The 14,638-nt window shown below is 60.5% G+C and carries 12 protein-coding genes and 2 tRNA genes; 9 read left to right on the top strand and 5 right to left on the bottom strand.

What is annotated here, in order from left to right:
• Positions 1–111: 111 nt before the first annotated feature.
• The 5 genes from pth to ADB02_RS04420 form a co-directional block, all read right to left on the bottom strand.
• Positions 112–720, bottom strand: a complete 609-nt coding sequence (gene pth, locus ADB02_RS04440; RefSeq protein WP_049189754.1) for an aminoacyl-tRNA hydrolase — start codon at positions 718–720, stop codon at positions 112–114.
• Positions 721–864: 144 nt separating this feature from the next.
• Positions 865–1,506 carry a 50S ribosomal protein L25/general stress protein Ctc gene (locus ADB02_RS04435; protein WP_038626221.1) on the bottom strand — a complete coding sequence of 214 codons (642 nt, stop codon included), beginning with the start codon at positions 1,504–1,506 and terminating at the stop codon, positions 865–867.
• 250 nt (positions 1,507–1,756) lie between these two features.
• On the bottom strand, positions 1,757–2,734 hold the full coding sequence (locus tag ADB02_RS04430) for a ribose-phosphate diphosphokinase (protein ID WP_049189753.1): 978 nt from the start codon (positions 2,732–2,734) through the stop codon (positions 1,757–1,759).
• A 7-nt stretch (positions 2,735–2,741) separates the two neighbouring features.
• On the bottom strand, positions 2,742–4,232 hold the full coding sequence (glmU, locus tag ADB02_RS04425; RefSeq protein WP_049172238.1) for a bifunctional UDP-N-acetylglucosamine diphosphorylase/glucosamine-1-phosphate N-acetyltransferase GlmU: 1,491 nt from the start codon (positions 4,230–4,232) through the stop codon (positions 2,742–2,744).
• Between the two features lie 87 nt (positions 4,233–4,319).
• A tRNA-Gln gene (locus ADB02_RS04420) sits at positions 4,320–4,390 on the bottom strand.
• Between the two features lie 99 nt (positions 4,391–4,489).
• Here ADB02_RS04420 and ADB02_RS04415 point away from each other — a divergent pair.
• The 9 genes from ADB02_RS04415 to ADB02_RS04375 all read left to right on the top strand — a co-directional run bounded on the left by ADB02_RS04415 (position 4,490) and on the right by ADB02_RS04375 (position 14,595).
• Complete coding sequence (locus ADB02_RS04415; protein WP_101687444.1) at positions 4,490–5,182, top strand: TetR/AcrR family transcriptional regulator; 693 nt, start codon at positions 4,490–4,492, stop codon at positions 5,180–5,182.
• A gap of 44 nt (positions 5,183–5,226) precedes the next feature.
• Positions 5,227–8,853 carry a transcription-repair coupling factor gene (mfd, locus tag ADB02_RS04410; protein ID WP_049189752.1) on the top strand — a complete coding sequence of 1,209 codons (3,627 nt, stop codon included), beginning with the start codon at positions 5,227–5,229 and terminating at the stop codon, positions 8,851–8,853.
• A 7-nt stretch (positions 8,854–8,860) separates the two neighbouring features.
• On the top strand, positions 8,861–9,901 hold the full coding sequence (locus ADB02_RS04405) for a MazG nucleotide pyrophosphohydrolase domain-containing protein (protein ID WP_049189751.1): 1,041 nt from the start codon (positions 8,861–8,863) through the stop codon (positions 9,899–9,901).
• A 71-nt stretch (positions 9,902–9,972) separates the two neighbouring features.
• Positions 9,973–10,833 carry a lytic transglycosylase domain-containing protein gene (locus ADB02_RS04400; protein ID WP_049172246.1) on the top strand — a complete coding sequence of 287 codons (861 nt, stop codon included), beginning with the start codon at positions 9,973–9,975 and terminating at the stop codon, positions 10,831–10,833.
• A gap of 85 nt (positions 10,834–10,918) precedes the next feature.
• Positions 10,919–12,193 (top strand): phosphopyruvate hydratase, encoded by a 1,275-nt coding sequence (gene eno, locus ADB02_RS04395; protein WP_048733955.1) that lies wholly within the window; start codon positions 10,919–10,921, stop codon positions 12,191–12,193.
• A gap of 112 nt (positions 12,194–12,305) precedes the next feature.
• Positions 12,306–12,842 carry an FtsB family cell division protein gene (locus ADB02_RS04390; protein WP_048733957.1) on the top strand — a complete coding sequence of 179 codons (537 nt, stop codon included), beginning with the start codon at positions 12,306–12,308 and terminating at the stop codon, positions 12,840–12,842.
• Positions 12,843–12,979: 137 nt separating this feature from the next.
• A complete protein-coding gene (locus ADB02_RS04385) occupies positions 12,980–13,516 on the top strand; it encodes a DUF501 domain-containing protein (protein WP_049182367.1) in 537 nt (178 codons plus the stop codon).
• The gene (locus ADB02_RS04380; RefSeq protein ID WP_049172251.1) at positions 13,517–14,506 is read left to right on the top strand and encodes a Ppx/GppA phosphatase family protein; all 990 of its coding nucleotides are present in this window, start codon (positions 13,517–13,519) and stop codon (positions 14,504–14,506) included.
• Between the two features lie 12 nt (positions 14,507–14,518).
• Positions 14,519–14,595: transfer RNA gene (locus tag ADB02_RS04375), tRNA-Leu, on the top strand.
• Positions 14,596–14,638 lie beyond the last annotated feature (43 nt).

The raw sequence follows: 14,638 nt of genomic DNA, 5'->3' as shown, positions 1-14,638 counted from the left end.
CGACGAGCTGTAAAGAATGAAGCTCCCGGGAACGCGAAAATAGCCCCCTTTTCTCATCCCAGTGAAAGTTGGGAGGGAAGGGGGCTCGTTGCTGCCATTTGCCTCTATCTGCTACCGCCCGTGCACCTGGTTCTGAGCAATTTCCAGCCCGTGGCTGGCGATTAGCTCCACTGCCTCCGCCGCGGTGGGCAGGGTGAAAGCGAGTTCCTCGCGCTCCTTGGCATTGAAGTTGCGCAGCACATAATCAGCTGGATCCTGGCGGCCCGGAGGACGACCAATGCCAATGCGCACGCGCATGTAGTCCTTCGTGCCCAATGACTTCGAGGTCGAACGCAGCCCATTGTGGCCATTCTCGCCACCGCCACGTTTGAGGCGGACCACGCCCGGGTCCAGATCCAGCTCATCGTGGACCACCACGACGTCGGTAGGTGCGATGTTGAAGAACTTCGCCAGCGCCGCGACCGGCCCACCCGACAGATTCATGTACGTCCGGGGTTTAGCCAGGATCACCTGTCGCTCGCCACCATCGGAGGTTTTAAACCGAGTCTGCACAATCTCAGCGTTGGACTTCTTGTGCACGCTAAACGACGACGGCATCGGAGAAGTCCGGCTAGCTAGTTCATCTAGCACCAGATGTCCGACGTTATGGCGGGTGAGTTCATATTTGGGCCCAGGGTTGCCGAGGCCCACGACAAGTAGAGGCGTGGTGGAGGCGTTCATGAGTTCAATCTTGGCACACGGTAAGCAATCTTTTGATTTTGGGGAGTGCAAAAAAGGGACGGACAAGAGCGTCCGTCCCTTTTTTGTTAGCTAAGCGTGAAAGCCTGTATTGGCTCAGTCAGCTAGAGCTATTCAGCGCTTACATTACTCAGCGGATTCCTCAGCTGGCTCATCCGGGGTCTCAGCCTCGCCCATGCCCTCGATGTCGGCATCGACGTCACCAGCCGGCTCCTCCTCCGGCTCGACGATGTTGAAGATGAGCAGGTCAGCGTCGTCGGTGAGGACCAGGCCCTCTGGCAGGGTAACGTCGCCGGCGTGAACCATGGTGCCGACCTCTGCACCCTCGACGGAGACCTCGATCTCTTCCGGAATAGCCAGAACCGGTGCGTTGACCAGAATGGTCTCGGCATCCTGCATGAGCAGGGCACCCGGAGCGAGCTCGCCAGTCGGAACGACCGGAACCTCAACCTCAACCTTCTCGTCACGGTGAATGGCGAGCAGGTCAGCGTGGTCGATGTCGAGAGTCAGCGGGTTCTGGTCAACAGCCTTAACCATGGACAGCTGGGACTCGCCCTCGATGTTGACGTCCAGAACAGCGTTGACACCGTGGTTACGGATGACAGCGTGGAAATCCAGAGTGTCAACGAGGATGTGCTTCGGAGCATCCAGGTCAGCGCCGTAGATGACAACCGGGATGTCGCCAGCAACGCGGGCACGGCGAGCGGCACCCTTGCCGAACTCGGTGCGGTTACGAGCATCAATCTTGATGATGTTGGGCTTTGCCATGAAAATGGACTCCTAAACGATTCGATACTGAGTCGTCGAGTCGAGCACGTGCCGCATCCATGCCACCGTGGGCGCAAAAGTTGGGCTGCGAGCGTCGCGTCGATAACGGCAACCACCTACTGTGGCCGCCCTCGCCGAGACTTACCGGAAAAATTGTAGTGGACTAACAGGTCAAACAGCAAACCCCGCCACCACCAGCAAAACTAGGTTGCTGGTCGCGGCGGGGTGCCCGTCGGCAAGCGGAAAGAGCTTATGCCTGGCCCTCGAAGAGAGTGGTGACGGAACCGTTTTCGAAGATCTCGTGGATCGTCTTAGCCAGCAGTGGTGCGATTGGCAGGACGGTCAGGTTGTCCCAGCCCTCGGTGGACTGCGGCAAGGTATCGGTGGTGATGACCTCGCGGGCACCGCACTTCGACAGGCGCTCGCGAGCTGGGGCGGAGAAGACGCCGTGCGTGGTAGCGATGATGACATCCTCAGCGCCAGCCTCACGCAGCACCTTGACAGCGCCGGCGATGGTGCCGCCGGTGTCAATCATGTCGTCGATGAGCAGACAGGTCTTACCGGAGACCTCGCCGACCACGCGGTTGGCGACAACCTGGTTTGCGACATCGACGGAACGGGTCTTGTGAATGAAGGCCAGCGGGGCGTCGCCCAGGGTGTTGGCCCACTTCTCGGAAACCTTCACACGGCCGGCGTCAGGGGAGACCACGACCAGGTTGTTCAGGGAGTAGTTCTTCTTGATGTACTCCGACAGAATCGGCATGGCGTGCATGTGATCGACCGGGCCGTCGAAGAAGCCCTGAATCTGGTCGGTGTGGAGATCCACGGAGACGATGCGGTCAGCGCCTGCGGTCTTGAGCAGATCAGCGACCAGGCGAGCGGAAATCGGCTCACGGCCACGGTGCTTCTTGTCCTGGCGGGCGTATGGGAAGAACGGCAGGATAGCGGTGATGCGCTTGGCCGAACCGCGCTTGAGCGCGTCAATCATAATCAGCTGCTCGATGAGCCACTTGTTCAGCGGTGCCGGGTGCGCCTGCAGCACGAAGGCATCGGAACCGCGGACGGATTCCTCGTAGCGCACGAAGATTTCACCGTTGGCAAAATCACGAGCGGTCATCGGAGTCAGCTCTGTGCCGAGCTCCTTGGCAACTGCCTCGCCCAATTCCGGGTGTGCCCTTCCGGAGAAGAGCATGAGGTTCTTTTGGTTATCGATCCACTGGCCGGTCATCTGCCGTCTAGCCTTCCTGGTCTTCCTTGTTGTTGTCAGCGTTGTCAGCTACCTGCGCCGCCTGCGCTGCCTCAGCAGCAGCGGTACCTGGACGCTTCCGCTCGACCCATCCCTCGATGTTGCGCTGACGGCCACCACTGACCGCCAATGCTCCCGGAGGAACGTCGTCCTTAATAACAGTACCTGCACCTGAGTACGCACCATCACCCACGGTCACCGGAGCGATGAACATGGTGTCGGAGCCGGTGCGAACATGCGAGCCGATAACAGTGCGGTGCTTGTTGACACCGTCGTAGTTCACGAACACGCTGGAGGCACCAATGTTGGAGTGCTCGCCAATCTCCGCATCGCCGACGTAGGTCAGGTGCGGAACCTTCGAACCGTTTCCAATCTGCGCGTTCTTCGCTTCTACGAAGCCGCCGAGCTTCGCGCCGACACCGAGTTTGGTGTTCGGGCGAATGTAGGTGAACGGTCCGACCGTCGCATCCTCGCCGATCTCCGAATCGGAACCGTGTGTACGTACGACGCTGGCGCGCTTGCCGACGACCATGTTGGTCAGCGTCGTGTCCGGTCCCACGGTGGCCCCGTCGCCAATCACGGTCTTGCCGTGCAGCTGCGTGCCCGGCAGAATCGTGACGTCGCGGCCGATTTCCACCTCAACGTCAATCCACGTGGTGTCCGGATCGACGATAGTGGCGCCCCCGCGCATAGCTGCCTCGCAGGTGCGACGGTTGAGCTCACGGCCAAGGGTAGCCAGCTGGACGCGGTCATTGACACCGGCGACGACGGTGGCGTCGGCGAGGCGGTGACCGCGCACTGAGCGGTCGGCCTCACGGGCGATGCCGATGACATCGGTGAGGTAGAGCTCGCCCTGGGCATTGTTGGTGTCCAGCTGCTTGAGAGCGTTTGCCAGGGTCTCGGCATCAAATGCGTAGACACCGGAGTTGACCTCGGTGATCTCGCGTTCCTCGTCGGAGGCGTCCTTTTCCTCCACGATGCGCAGAACTTCGCCGTCGGCGTTGCGAACGATGCGGCCGTAGCCGTGCGGGTTGTCAGCAGTGGAGGTCAGCACAGTCACGGCAGCGCGTGGCTTGCGGTTGTGTTCTTCGAGCAGCGCCTGGAGCGCTTCGGAATCCAGCAGCGGAACATCGGAAGTGGTCACCAGGATGGTGCCATCGAAGTTCTGCAGCTCGGGGTGCTCCAGCGCGCACTGAACAGCGTGGCCGGTACCGTTTTGCTCGTCCTGGTGGGCAATGACGACACCGTTGGAGTGCTCGGTGTCCGAGGCCCAAGTCCCGATGGCGTCGATTACCTTTTCGCGCTGGTGGCCAACGACAACAGCAATCTCATCCGGATTAATGCCCTTGGCGGCATAGAGCGCGTGCTCCAACATGGTACGACCGCCGATAGCGTGCAGCATTTTCGGCGTATCGGATTTCATTCGGGTGCCTTGACCCGCGGCGAGAATGACCACAGCGGTGGCCGAACCGTTCGACATGAAACTTGCTACTCCTCGGTCAGGGTGCATCACGGTCACGGCGGGGCGAAAAGTCACTTCTTAATTAAGGGGCCGGCCCCCCGCTTGCTCTCCCACCAGGACTCGAACCTAGAATGCCGGTACCAAAAACCGGAGTGTTGCCATTACACCATGGGAGAATGGGGCAAACGCGAAAAATTGCATGGCTGATTCGACTCAGCCAACTCGCTTGCGCCTGCGATATACGATAGCAAGACTTTAGCCACTAATCTAAAAGCATGGCCTCCAATTCTCCGAGACGACGTATGACCGGTCCACAGCGCAAAGCTCAGCTGACAGAAGTCAGCCGTGGAATCTTTGCCGCCAAGGGGCTTGATGCCGCCTCAATGGAGGAGATCGCTGCCGCAGCTGGGGTATCAAAGCCGGTTGTCTACGAGCATTTCGGTACCAAAGAGCGGCTCTACCAGGCAGTCGTCGACCAGGAGATGAAGACCCTGGAGGCCACGATTAGGGAAGCGTTGTCCCTGGGACGCTCGCGTTACCGCATCGAACAGGCGGTGTTGGCACTGCTGACTTATGTGGAGGAAAACCCGGAGGGATTCTCCATTATTTCTCGCGACCCCGGCGTGGCGGGTGGCTATGAGACGCTGCTGAATAATGCCACTGAGTCGATTACGCCTATCCTTGCCGAGGCTTTCAAACGCGCCGGCTTCGACCCGGCCATGTCGGTGCTCTACGGAAACTGCATGGTCGGTATGGTTTCGCAGACCGCTCGCTGGTGGATGGAGAAGCGCAGTCCGGATAAGGAGACGGTGGCGGCGCACATCGTGAACCTGTGTTGGAACGGGCTGGCCGGCATGGAGGGTTCTCCGACTCTGCATGGTTCCGCTGATGTGCCAGCGGCCGCTGAGGGCGCGAAGTTTGGAGCAGGTGCTGCAGCGGACCCGATGCAGGTGGCGGAGAACGGCTAACCAGCACGCAGGGTGGATCCGGGGTGCATGGTTATATTGGGGCTATGCCAACTTCTGCGTCTTCCTCGGCGAAAGCCACACCCAGCATTCTGCCGAACCCGCTGTCGGGGCTGGAAAGCCTCGTTGTCACGGATCCTCAATTTGTCGGCGTGCTCGGGCGCATCGGCGAAGACGAACTGGCGCTCACGGGTGCGGACGCGGTGCGTTCGCACCTTATTTACGCCATGTCTACGAAGGTGCCGGTTCTGGTCGTCACGGCTACCGGCCGTGAGGCGGAGGACCTGACTGCCGAGGTCAAGTCTATGATCGGCGACCGTGTAGCTATGTTCCCCTCGTGGGAGACGCTCCCGCATGAGAAGCTTTCGCCAGCGGTGGATACCGTGGCGCAGCGTCGTAAGGCGCTTTACGACGTTCGCCGGGGCAAAGTCGACGTTCTGATTGCGGCGGTGCGCTCGTTGGTGCAGCCGATTGTGGACGACCTCGAGGCTGAAACCAGCGCCCCCATTCACGTCCAGCTGGACCAGGACTGCGAGGACCTGGTTGAGCGGCTGGTGCACCACGGCTATTCGCATGTGGACATGGTCGGCAGGCGTGGCCAGTTTGCCGTGCGTGGCGGCATCGTCGACGTCTTCCCAGCGACCGAAGAGCTGCCGGTACGTATCGAGCTCTGGGGTGACGAGGTCACCGATTTGCGCGCCTTTTCCGTCGCTGACCAGCGCACGATCTCTGAGGTAGAGGTTGACCAGCTGGATATCTTCCCGTGTCGTGCACTGCTTATCGACGACGACGTGAAGGCCGCCGCGGAGAAACTCGCCACCACGCGCTCTGGCCAGGTCCAAGAAATGCTCACCCGCATCGGCGATGGCCAGTGGGTGGAGGGCATGGAATCGCTGATCCCACTGATTAGTCAGCATCCGATGAAGATGCTCACCGAGGTCATGCCGGAGAAAACTCATGTGCTCATGTGCGGGCCGGAGCGCATTCGCTCTCGCGCACAGGACCTTATCAGTGCAGGCGAGGAGTTTATGGCCGCAGCGTGGGAAATTGCTGCGATGGGTGGCTCGGCGCCAATTGCCACCGATGGGCTGGAGCCCAGCGCGTACCGCAGCTTGGCCTCTATCCCGATGCCCACTTCGTGGCATATTTCCCCGCCCGGCATGTTGGAGGCGGGAGTCACCGAAGATGATGTGCTGCCGCTGACCTTTGAGCCTGGGCCCGCGCCACGCGGCGACTTAAAGGAAATTGGTCACCTGATGAAGCAGCTGCGCGATGCCACGGTCGCGGGGGAGCGAGTGGCGTACGTGGCGGCGACGCCCGCGGGGGCGCGTCGGCAAGCGGAAAAGTTTAGGGAAGCCGGAATCGCGACGCGCATGGCGGCAGGCCCGGAGTATCCCGAGTCCGGAAGAATTACCGTCTACCAGGGTGTTTTGCACGGTGGTCTGGTATTCCCGCGTATTCCCGGTGGCGCGCTGACTCTGATTACCGAGCAGGACATCACAGGTAACCGCATCGCGGAAGGTGCGCTTGGTGGGCGCCGCAAGCCGGCGAAGCGCCGTGGTCGCGTGGATCCGCTGGCGCTGAAGGCCGGCGACTATGTCGTGCACGACACGCATGGCATCGGTCGGTTTGTGAAGCTCACTGAGCGCACCATCGGCACGGGCGAGGATCAGGCACGCCGCGAGTACGTGGTGCTCGAGTACGCACCGAGCAAGCGCGGAGGTCCCTCGGACCAGCTCTACGTGCCGATGGAGAGCCTGGATTTGCTGTCGCGCTATGTCGGCGGCGAAAAGCCCACCCTGTCGAAGATGGGCGGGTCGGACTGGAAGTCCACCAAGCGCAAGGCCCGTGGCGCTGTCCGCGAGATTGCGGAAGAGCTGGTCAAGCTCTACGCCGAGCGCCAAGCCGCGCCGGGCCACGCGTTCGCGCCGGATACGCCATGGCAGCAGGAGATGGAGGATAACTTCCCCTTCACCGAGACTGAGGACCAGCTGCAGGCCATCGACGAAATCAAGTCCGACATGGAAAAGCCGGTGCCGATGGATCGCGTGCTCATCGGCGATGTCGGCTACGGCAAGACCGAGGTGGCACTGCGTGCTGCCTTCAAGGCAGTTCAAGATGGCCGTCAGGTGGCAGTGTTGGTGCCGACCACGCTTCTGGCGCAGCAGCATTTGACCACTTTCACTCAGCGTATGGAGGGCTTCCCGGTCACCATCCGTGGACTGTCCCGCTTCACCTCGCCGAAGGACTCCAAGGAGGTCCTCGAAGGGTTGAAGAACGGGACGGTCGACATTGTTATCGGCACGCATCGTCTCCTGCAGACCGGCGTGCAGTGGAAAGAACTCGGCCTGGTCATCGTTGACGAGGAGCAGCGTTTCGGGGTCGAGCACAAGGAACACATCAAGGCGCTACGGCACCACGTCGACGTGCTCACCATGTCCGCAACGCCAATTCCGCGCACGCTCGAAATGTCGATTGCTGGCATCCGCGAGATGAGCCAGATTCTCACCCCGCCGCAGGATCGTCACCCGGTGCTGACATACGTCGGCGCGCAGTCCGACAAGCAGGTCGCCGCAGCTATCAGGCGAGAGCTGCTTCGCGACGGACAGGTGTTCTACCTGCATAATAAGGTGGAAACCATTGACAAAGTCGCACAGAATATCCGCAATTTGGTGCCCGAGGCCCGCGTGGTAGTGGCCCACGGTCAGATGGGGGAGGAGCAGCTGGAGCGCACGGTCGATGGCTTCTGGCAGCGCGAGTACGACGTGCTGGTGTGTACCACCATCGTGGAGACCGGCCTGGATATTGCCAACGCCAATACGTTGATTGTGGAAAACGCCCACCATATGGGTCTTTCCCAGCTGCACCAGCTGCGTGGTCGCGTGGGCCGTTCCCGTGAGCGCGCCTATGCCTACTTCCTCTACCCGGAAAATCAGACGCTGACGGAGACTTCCTACGACCGTCTGTCCACGATTGCGCAGAACAATGACTTGGGTGCCGGTATGGCTGTGGCCATGAAGGACCTGGAAATGCGCGGTGCCGGAAATATCCTCGGTGCGGAGCAGTCCGGTCACATTGCCGGTGTCGGCTTCGATATGTACGTCCGACTGGTTGGCGAGGCCGTGGCCGCGCTGAAGGCAGTGGCCGATGGTGCAACTCCGGATGCTTCCGATAACGAACCGAAGGAAGTTCGGATCGATTTGCCGGTCGATGCGAATATTCCGGCCGAATATGTGTCGTCGGAACGCCTGCGTCTAGAGGCGTACCGCAAATTTGCTGCCGCCAGTGCGCTGGACGATATCGACGTAGTGCTCGAAGAGCTCGTTGACCGTTACGGAACCCCACCCATTGAGGTGGAGAGATTGGCGGTTATTTCACGACTTCGAATTATTTGCCGGGAATTCGGCGTGCATGAAGTTCAAGCCATGGGTGCGCACATTAGAATAACCCCTATGGAGCTTGCTGACTCCAAGCAGGTGCGTCTCAAGCGCCTGTATCCACAGGCGACCTATCGTGCGGCAACGCGCACGGTTTCCGTCGGAATGCCGAAGGAAGGGCGAGGGTTGCGGGCAAAACCTGTCCGCGACATTGCATTGGTGCAGTGGGTAGCAGACTTCTTGACATCGATGGCGGGAATTCCACGTATGGATATCTCGCACATGGGAAAGGACTAGAAACCGTATGACTATCATCAAGCTCGATAGCCGCTTTCCAACAGCGATTCCGCTGGAAGCCGCTAGCCTGCTGACCGGTGAAGTCAGCTACACCGAAGAAGTCCCGATCCGTGTGCGCTGGGCAATCGCCGACGCCGGTGGGCACTCGGTGTCCCAGGCGGAGATTCTGGTCACCACCGATATGGAAAACGACGAGGTACTCGATCGCCTCGATGCGGGCGAGAAGGTCTACTCGGTCGAGCTGGATGATGCGCCGGACCCAGCAGCTCCGGCAGCTCAGGTTGCGGCGGCTCCCCAGCAGGACTCGGTGAAAGAACCTGAGCCAGAACCGGTTGCAGAGCCAGGGGCAGAGCCTGTTGCAGAACCGCTGACTCCGCAGGAACAGCTTGCCGCAGCTCGTCTGCCCCACGTCGTCGAGGCCGTGGACATCATGGCGGCCGCACGGCGCACGGGGCAGTGGGAAGCTCGCCAGACGCACAAGAGCCTGCTGCCGTATCTCATTGAAGAGACCTACGAGTTTGTCGACGCAGTCAACGAGGGCGGTGACATTCGTAGCGAGCTGTCAGATCTGCTGCTGCAGATCCTCTTCCACGCTGAAATCGCGGAGGACTTCGACTTCGACGATGTGGCGACCGACTTTATTTTGAAGATGCGCGCTCGTCAGCCGTACCTCTTCGACGGCACTGTGGCCGAGGGAGAGATGGTGTCGGAGGAAGAACAGGAGCGACTGTGGGCTTACGGCCGCGGACGTCCGCGCTCGAACCCGGCCACACAGCTGCCAGCTCTGACTTTGGCTGAGGAAGCCATCCGCCGCGCACGTGCGCAGGGACTGTCCGATGCAGACATTCCAGTGGAGATTCTGGTCCCGACCCCGGGGCTGGAGACTGAGTCCGGTGCGGAAGAACGGACCCGACAGGCTTCACGCGCATTCCTGACTGAGCTGGCCCAGATGGAGAATCAGCAGGCCGGCAGTGCTGAGCAGTGGGCAGCGGGCAGCGAAGATAACGAAGAGGCTGAGGACTTCGGCCCGTCGGAAAGCGACAGCTAGTTTCCAGCAAAAGTGATTTCTGTCCTCGAGTTTGAGTGATTTTTACGGTCTACCCCGTAGAGTAATTCCCCATGCCTTCTAATTCTCCCTTTGATGAATACGCGCACCCCGCACCCCGCGGGGCGAAGCCGCGTGGCCGCAGTAAGGGGAAAAAGAAGTCCTCGAGAGGCTGTGGCTGCCTCGGTCTAACCTCCCTGGCGGTGCTGATCATCATTGGCACGGTTGGGGCGTTGGCTATGTTCACTGGACCCGTAATCCCGTCGTTGACCAAGAAGCCGATTCCGGATAATGTGCCGCCTGCTGCGGCTGAGCCACCGCCGATGATTGATGTCAACGCGCCCGGGCGCACCTCGGAACAGCTCCGACAGTGGGCGCAGCAGATTTCCCCGAAGACGGGTATTTCTGAGGACGCTCTCCGCGCCTACGGCAACGCATATGTGATTGCGGCAGAACAGTTCCCGAACTGCCACCTGGAGTGGAACACGCTTGCAGGACTGGGCAAAGTGGAGACTAATCACGGCACGTACTCGGGCAATTGGCTCAAGCCGGCTCATATCGGCGCCGATGGGGTAGTCAGTCCGACGATTATCGGTCCGCCGCTGGACGGCACGAGTGGGTTTGCTGAGGTTCTCGATACTGACAACGGCGAACTCGACGGTGACACAGAGTATGACCGCGCTGTGGGGCCGATGCAGTTTATTCCCGAGACCTGGCATCGTTTTGCGATGGATGCTTCTGGTGATGGCGTCGCCGACCCCAACAACATCGACGACGCAACTGCGACCACCGCACGGATGCTCTGCAGTGGGGAACGCGACCTCGCCACCCCGGAAGGGTGGGCATCTGCAATTCGCTCATATAACCAGTCTGAGCAGTATCTTCGCGATGTTCGGGACGCTGCGGCGAACTATGCGCTGAATCAGCCCGCATAGGGTGAAAAGGATTTAAGGCGAAGGTCGGCAAACCGTGCCACAATTGGAGTCATGTGCCGGAACGGTTCCGGCGGAAAGGTGACCTATGGCTGCAATCATCGAGTTGAACGCACGCGAAATTCTGGACTCCCGTGGTAACCCGACCGTTGAGGTTGAGGTGCTGTTGGAAGACGGCGCTGTGGGCCGCGCTGCGGTTCCGTCCGGTGCCTCCACCGGCGTTCATGAGGCACACGAGCTCCGCGATGGCGGAGACCGTTACCTGGGCAAGGGGGTCGAGAAGGCTGTCCGCGCTGTGCTCGAGGAGATTGAGGACGCAATTATTGGCCTCGAGGCTGAGGACCAGCGTCTGGTTGACAAGACCATGATTGAGCTGGACGGCACCGACAACAAGTCCCGCCTGGGTGCTAACGCAATCCTGGGTGTTTCCATGGCTGTTGCCAAGGCTGCTGCTGAGTCCGCTGGCCTGGATCTGTTCCGCTACGTCGGCGGCCCGAACGGTCACGTTCTGCCGGTTCCGATGATGAACATCCTCAACGGTGGCGCACACGCTGACTCCGGCGTTGACGTCCAGGAGTTCATGATTGCTCCGATTGGCGCCCCGACCTTCAAGGAAGCACTGCGCGTCGGTGCTGAGGTCTACCACGCACTCAAGAAGGTCATTAAGGACAAGGGCCTGTCCACTGGCCTCGGCGATGAGGGTGGCTTCGCTCCGTCGGTTGACTCCACCAAGGCTGCACTGGACCTGATTGTTGAGGCAATTGAGGCCGCAGGCTACAAGTTGGGCGACGATGTCGCTCTGGCTCTCGACGTCGCTTCTTCCGAGTTCTTCAAGGACGGCAAGTACCACTTCGAGGGCGGCGAGCACACCGCTGAGGAGATGGCAGCTGTCTACGCTGACCTGGTTGAGAACTACGCCATCGTCTCCATCGAGGATCCGCTGCAGGAAGATGACTGGGAGGGCTACACCACCCTGACCGCTCAGCTTGGTGACAAGGTCCAGATTGTCGGCGACGACTTCTTCGTCACCAACCCGAAGCGTCTGGCAGAGGGCATTGAGAAGAAGGCCGCTAATGCTCTGCTGGTCAAGGTCAACCAGATTGGTACCCTGTCCGAGACCTTCGAGGCCGTCGCAATGGCTCACAACGCCGGCTACAAGTCCATGATGTCCCACCGCTCTGGTGAGACCGAGGACACTACCATCGCTGACCTGGCTGTCGGCCTGAACTGTGGCCAGATCAAGACCGGTGCTCCGGCTCGCTCCGAGCGCGTTGCTAAGTACAACCAGCTGCTGCGCATCGAGGAGTACCTGGGTGACGCCGCAGTCTACGCTGGTCGCAGCGCATTCCCGCGTTTCAAGTAAAGAGCTGAGGCGCTGCGAAAGCTGCGTCTAGCACTGCCCGTCCGCACCACGCACGTGGTTGTGGGCGGGTTTTTGTTATTTCATCGGCTGGCGGTCGGGTAGAGTGTGGGGCATGAGTGCATCGGACCGATCTCGCCGCGGAACACAGTCGCGCCCTGCAGGGGCGGGGCAGCGTTCGGCAGCGGCAATCGCATCGGGAATGCGCTCGCTGAGCACAGCACAGAAGATCGGCATTGGTCTGCTGGTGCTTTTCTTAGTATCTGTTCTCGCAATTCCGCTGCGGACTTTTGCACAACAACAGGCGGATGTCGCCGCCACGCAGGACAATATTGCTCGCATGGAACAGCGAATTAAGCAGTTAGAGGATGAAAAGGAGCTTTACTCCAACCCCGCCTACGTTAAGGAGCAGGCACGTCTGCGCCTGGGGCTGGTAGAGCCGGGGGAGACCCCATTCCGTATCCTCGATCCGGCCGTGGGCGAACAGCCTGTGACGCAGCCGGAGGAAATTCCGCAGCACCAGGCTAAGAAGTGGTACGAGACGCTGTGGGATTCCATTTCCATCCCGCCCGAACCCGAAGAGACTCGCCCGAATCCGGGGCGCGATCAGGCAACGAGGCCAGAGAGCTTGCCGACGGTACCGGAGTCCTAAACCTCCATACGGCTACCTGAGCCTCTCGGTGAGGTTGCATGCGCGGCGGAGTGTGCCGTCGTAAAGCGAAACAACGCGCTTGTAAGGCGACTGTGAGATTATGTGTCAGTAAAACGGAAGCAAAAGGAGTGTGACCGATGTCTGTGGATACCGCAGATTTGGAAGTGATAGCGGAGCAGCTCGGACGTGAACCACGGGGTGTAGTGGACATCTCTTACCGCAGCCCCGACGGCACTCCTGGTGTGGTCAAGACGAAGCCTCGTTTGGACGATGGCACTCCGTTTCCCACGCTCTTTTACCTGACTGATCCGCGTTTGACAGCGGAGGCCTCCCGGTTGGAGACGACCGGCGTGATGAAGGAAATGACCGCGCGTCTGGAAAGCGACGAAGAGCTCGCGGCCGATTACCAGCGCGCGCACGAGGCATTTCTGGCGGAGCGCAATGAGATGGAAGACCTGGGCACGGACTTCTCCGGTGGCGGCATGCCTACGCGCGTGAAGTGCCTGCACGTCCTTATTGCCTACGCGCTGGCCAAGGGGCCGGATCACTTCCGACTGGGTACTGAGTCGGTGGCGCTGGCGGCGGAGAACGAGAAACTGCGCGGCACCGCGATTCCTGCAGATTGGCCCACGATTGCCGAGCTCGGTATTGCGTATCCGGGGGTGGAGGGATAAATGACGACCCTCGCTGCCGTCGACTGCGGCACTAATTCGCTTCGCCTGCTTATCAGCCGGGTCGAGGTTGTCGATGGAGTTCTCGAAATCACAGAACTGCACCGACTGATGGAAATCGTCCGCCTTGGCCAGGGCGTGGATGCCACTGGCATGCTGGCTCCAGAGGCGCTGGAGCGCGTGCGGGAGGCTCTGACGAAGTATGCGGAGCTTATGCAGGTCGAAAAAGTGCAAGCAGTCCGAATGGTGGCGACATCGGCGACACGCGACGCAAGCAACCGCGACGATTTCTTCGCCATGACCCGCGAGATTCTCGCTCCGTGGGGTGCAGAGGCCGAGGTCATTTCCGGCGACGAGGAAGCCGCGCTGTCCTTCCGCGGGGCGGTAGATGACTTGGAGCCCGAGCTCGGTCCGTATTGCGTCATTGACGTCGGCGGTGGCTCCACCGAGGTTATTGTCGGTGACCACGATGGTACGGTAGCCGGTTCTGATTCCGTGGCTATGGGCAGTGTGCGCTTGACCGAACGGTTCCTGCAGGCCTCGCCACCGACGGCGGAACAGGTCCAGGAGGCGCGTTCGTATGTTGCGGAGCTGGCCGACGAGATTGTTGCGAAGGTGCCTGTCGACAAGGCTCGCACCATCGTCGGCTGCGCCGGGACCTTCACCACGCTGTCGGCGCTGGCACAGGGGCTAGAAACCTACGACCCGGAGGCAATCCACCTGTCGCAGCTGCGCTTTGCGGCGTTGCGTGCGCTGACCGCGTCCGTGATTGAGACCGACGCGGAGTCCCTCGCTGCCAATCCCGTGATGCATCCGAAGCGCGCGGATGTCTTCGCCGGCGGTTCCATCATTGTGGACGGTCTGATGGACATGTTTGAGGCGCTGCCGCTTTCCGAGGCAGCGAAGGAAGAGCAGCGCTTTTTCTACATCAGCGAGAAGGATATCCTCGACGGAATTGTGGCGAGTTTGGTAGACACCCATATCGCCCATTAATCTTTCTTAGGGGCCCCTATAGCCCAATTGGCAGAGGCAGAGGACTTAAAATCCTTTCAGTGTGGGTTCGAGTCCCACTGGGGGCACCATGTGAAGTCTCGAGACATTGTTCCGGTTATGTCTCGAGGCTTC

Source organism: Corynebacterium sp. 212_CJEI (assembly GCF_001055915.1).
Taxonomy (GTDB): Bacteria; Actinomycetota; Actinomycetes; order Mycobacteriales; family Mycobacteriaceae; genus Corynebacterium; species Corynebacterium jeikeium_D.
This window is presented reverse-complemented; position numbering and strand designations above follow the sequence as displayed.

Coding starts and splice junctions, on each gene's coding strand:
- pth (WP_049189754.1), bottom strand. CDS start 720: ATGAACGCCTCCACCACGCCTCTACTTGTCGTGGGCCTCGGCAACCCT.
- ADB02_RS04435 (WP_038626221.1), bottom strand. CDS start 1,506: ATGGCAAAGCCCAACATCATCAAGATTGATGCTCGTAACCGCACCGAG.
- ADB02_RS04430 (WP_049189753.1), bottom strand. CDS start 2,734: ATGACCGGCCAGTGGATCGATAACCAAAAGAACCTCATGCTCTTCTCC.
- glmU (WP_049172238.1), bottom strand. CDS start 4,232: ATGTCGAACGGTTCGGCCACCGCTGTGGTCATTCTCGCCGCGGGTCAA.
- ADB02_RS04415 (WP_101687444.1), top strand. CDS start 4,490: ATGGCCTCCAATTCTCCGAGACGACGTATGACCGGTCCACAGCGCAAA.
- mfd (WP_049189752.1), top strand. CDS start 5,227: ATGCCAACTTCTGCGTCTTCCTCGGCGAAAGCCACACCCAGCATTCTG.
- ADB02_RS04405 (WP_049189751.1), top strand. CDS start 8,861: ATGACTATCATCAAGCTCGATAGCCGCTTTCCAACAGCGATTCCGCTG.
- ADB02_RS04400 (WP_049172246.1), top strand. CDS start 9,973: ATGCCTTCTAATTCTCCCTTTGATGAATACGCGCACCCCGCACCCCGC.
- eno (WP_048733955.1), top strand. CDS start 10,919: ATGGCTGCAATCATCGAGTTGAACGCACGCGAAATTCTGGACTCCCGT.
- ADB02_RS04390 (WP_048733957.1), top strand. CDS start 12,306: ATGAGTGCATCGGACCGATCTCGCCGCGGAACACAGTCGCGCCCTGCA.
- ADB02_RS04385 (WP_049182367.1), top strand. CDS start 12,980: ATGTCTGTGGATACCGCAGATTTGGAAGTGATAGCGGAGCAGCTCGGA.
- ADB02_RS04380 (WP_049172251.1), top strand. CDS start 13,517: ATGACGACCCTCGCTGCCGTCGACTGCGGCACTAATTCGCTTCGCCTG.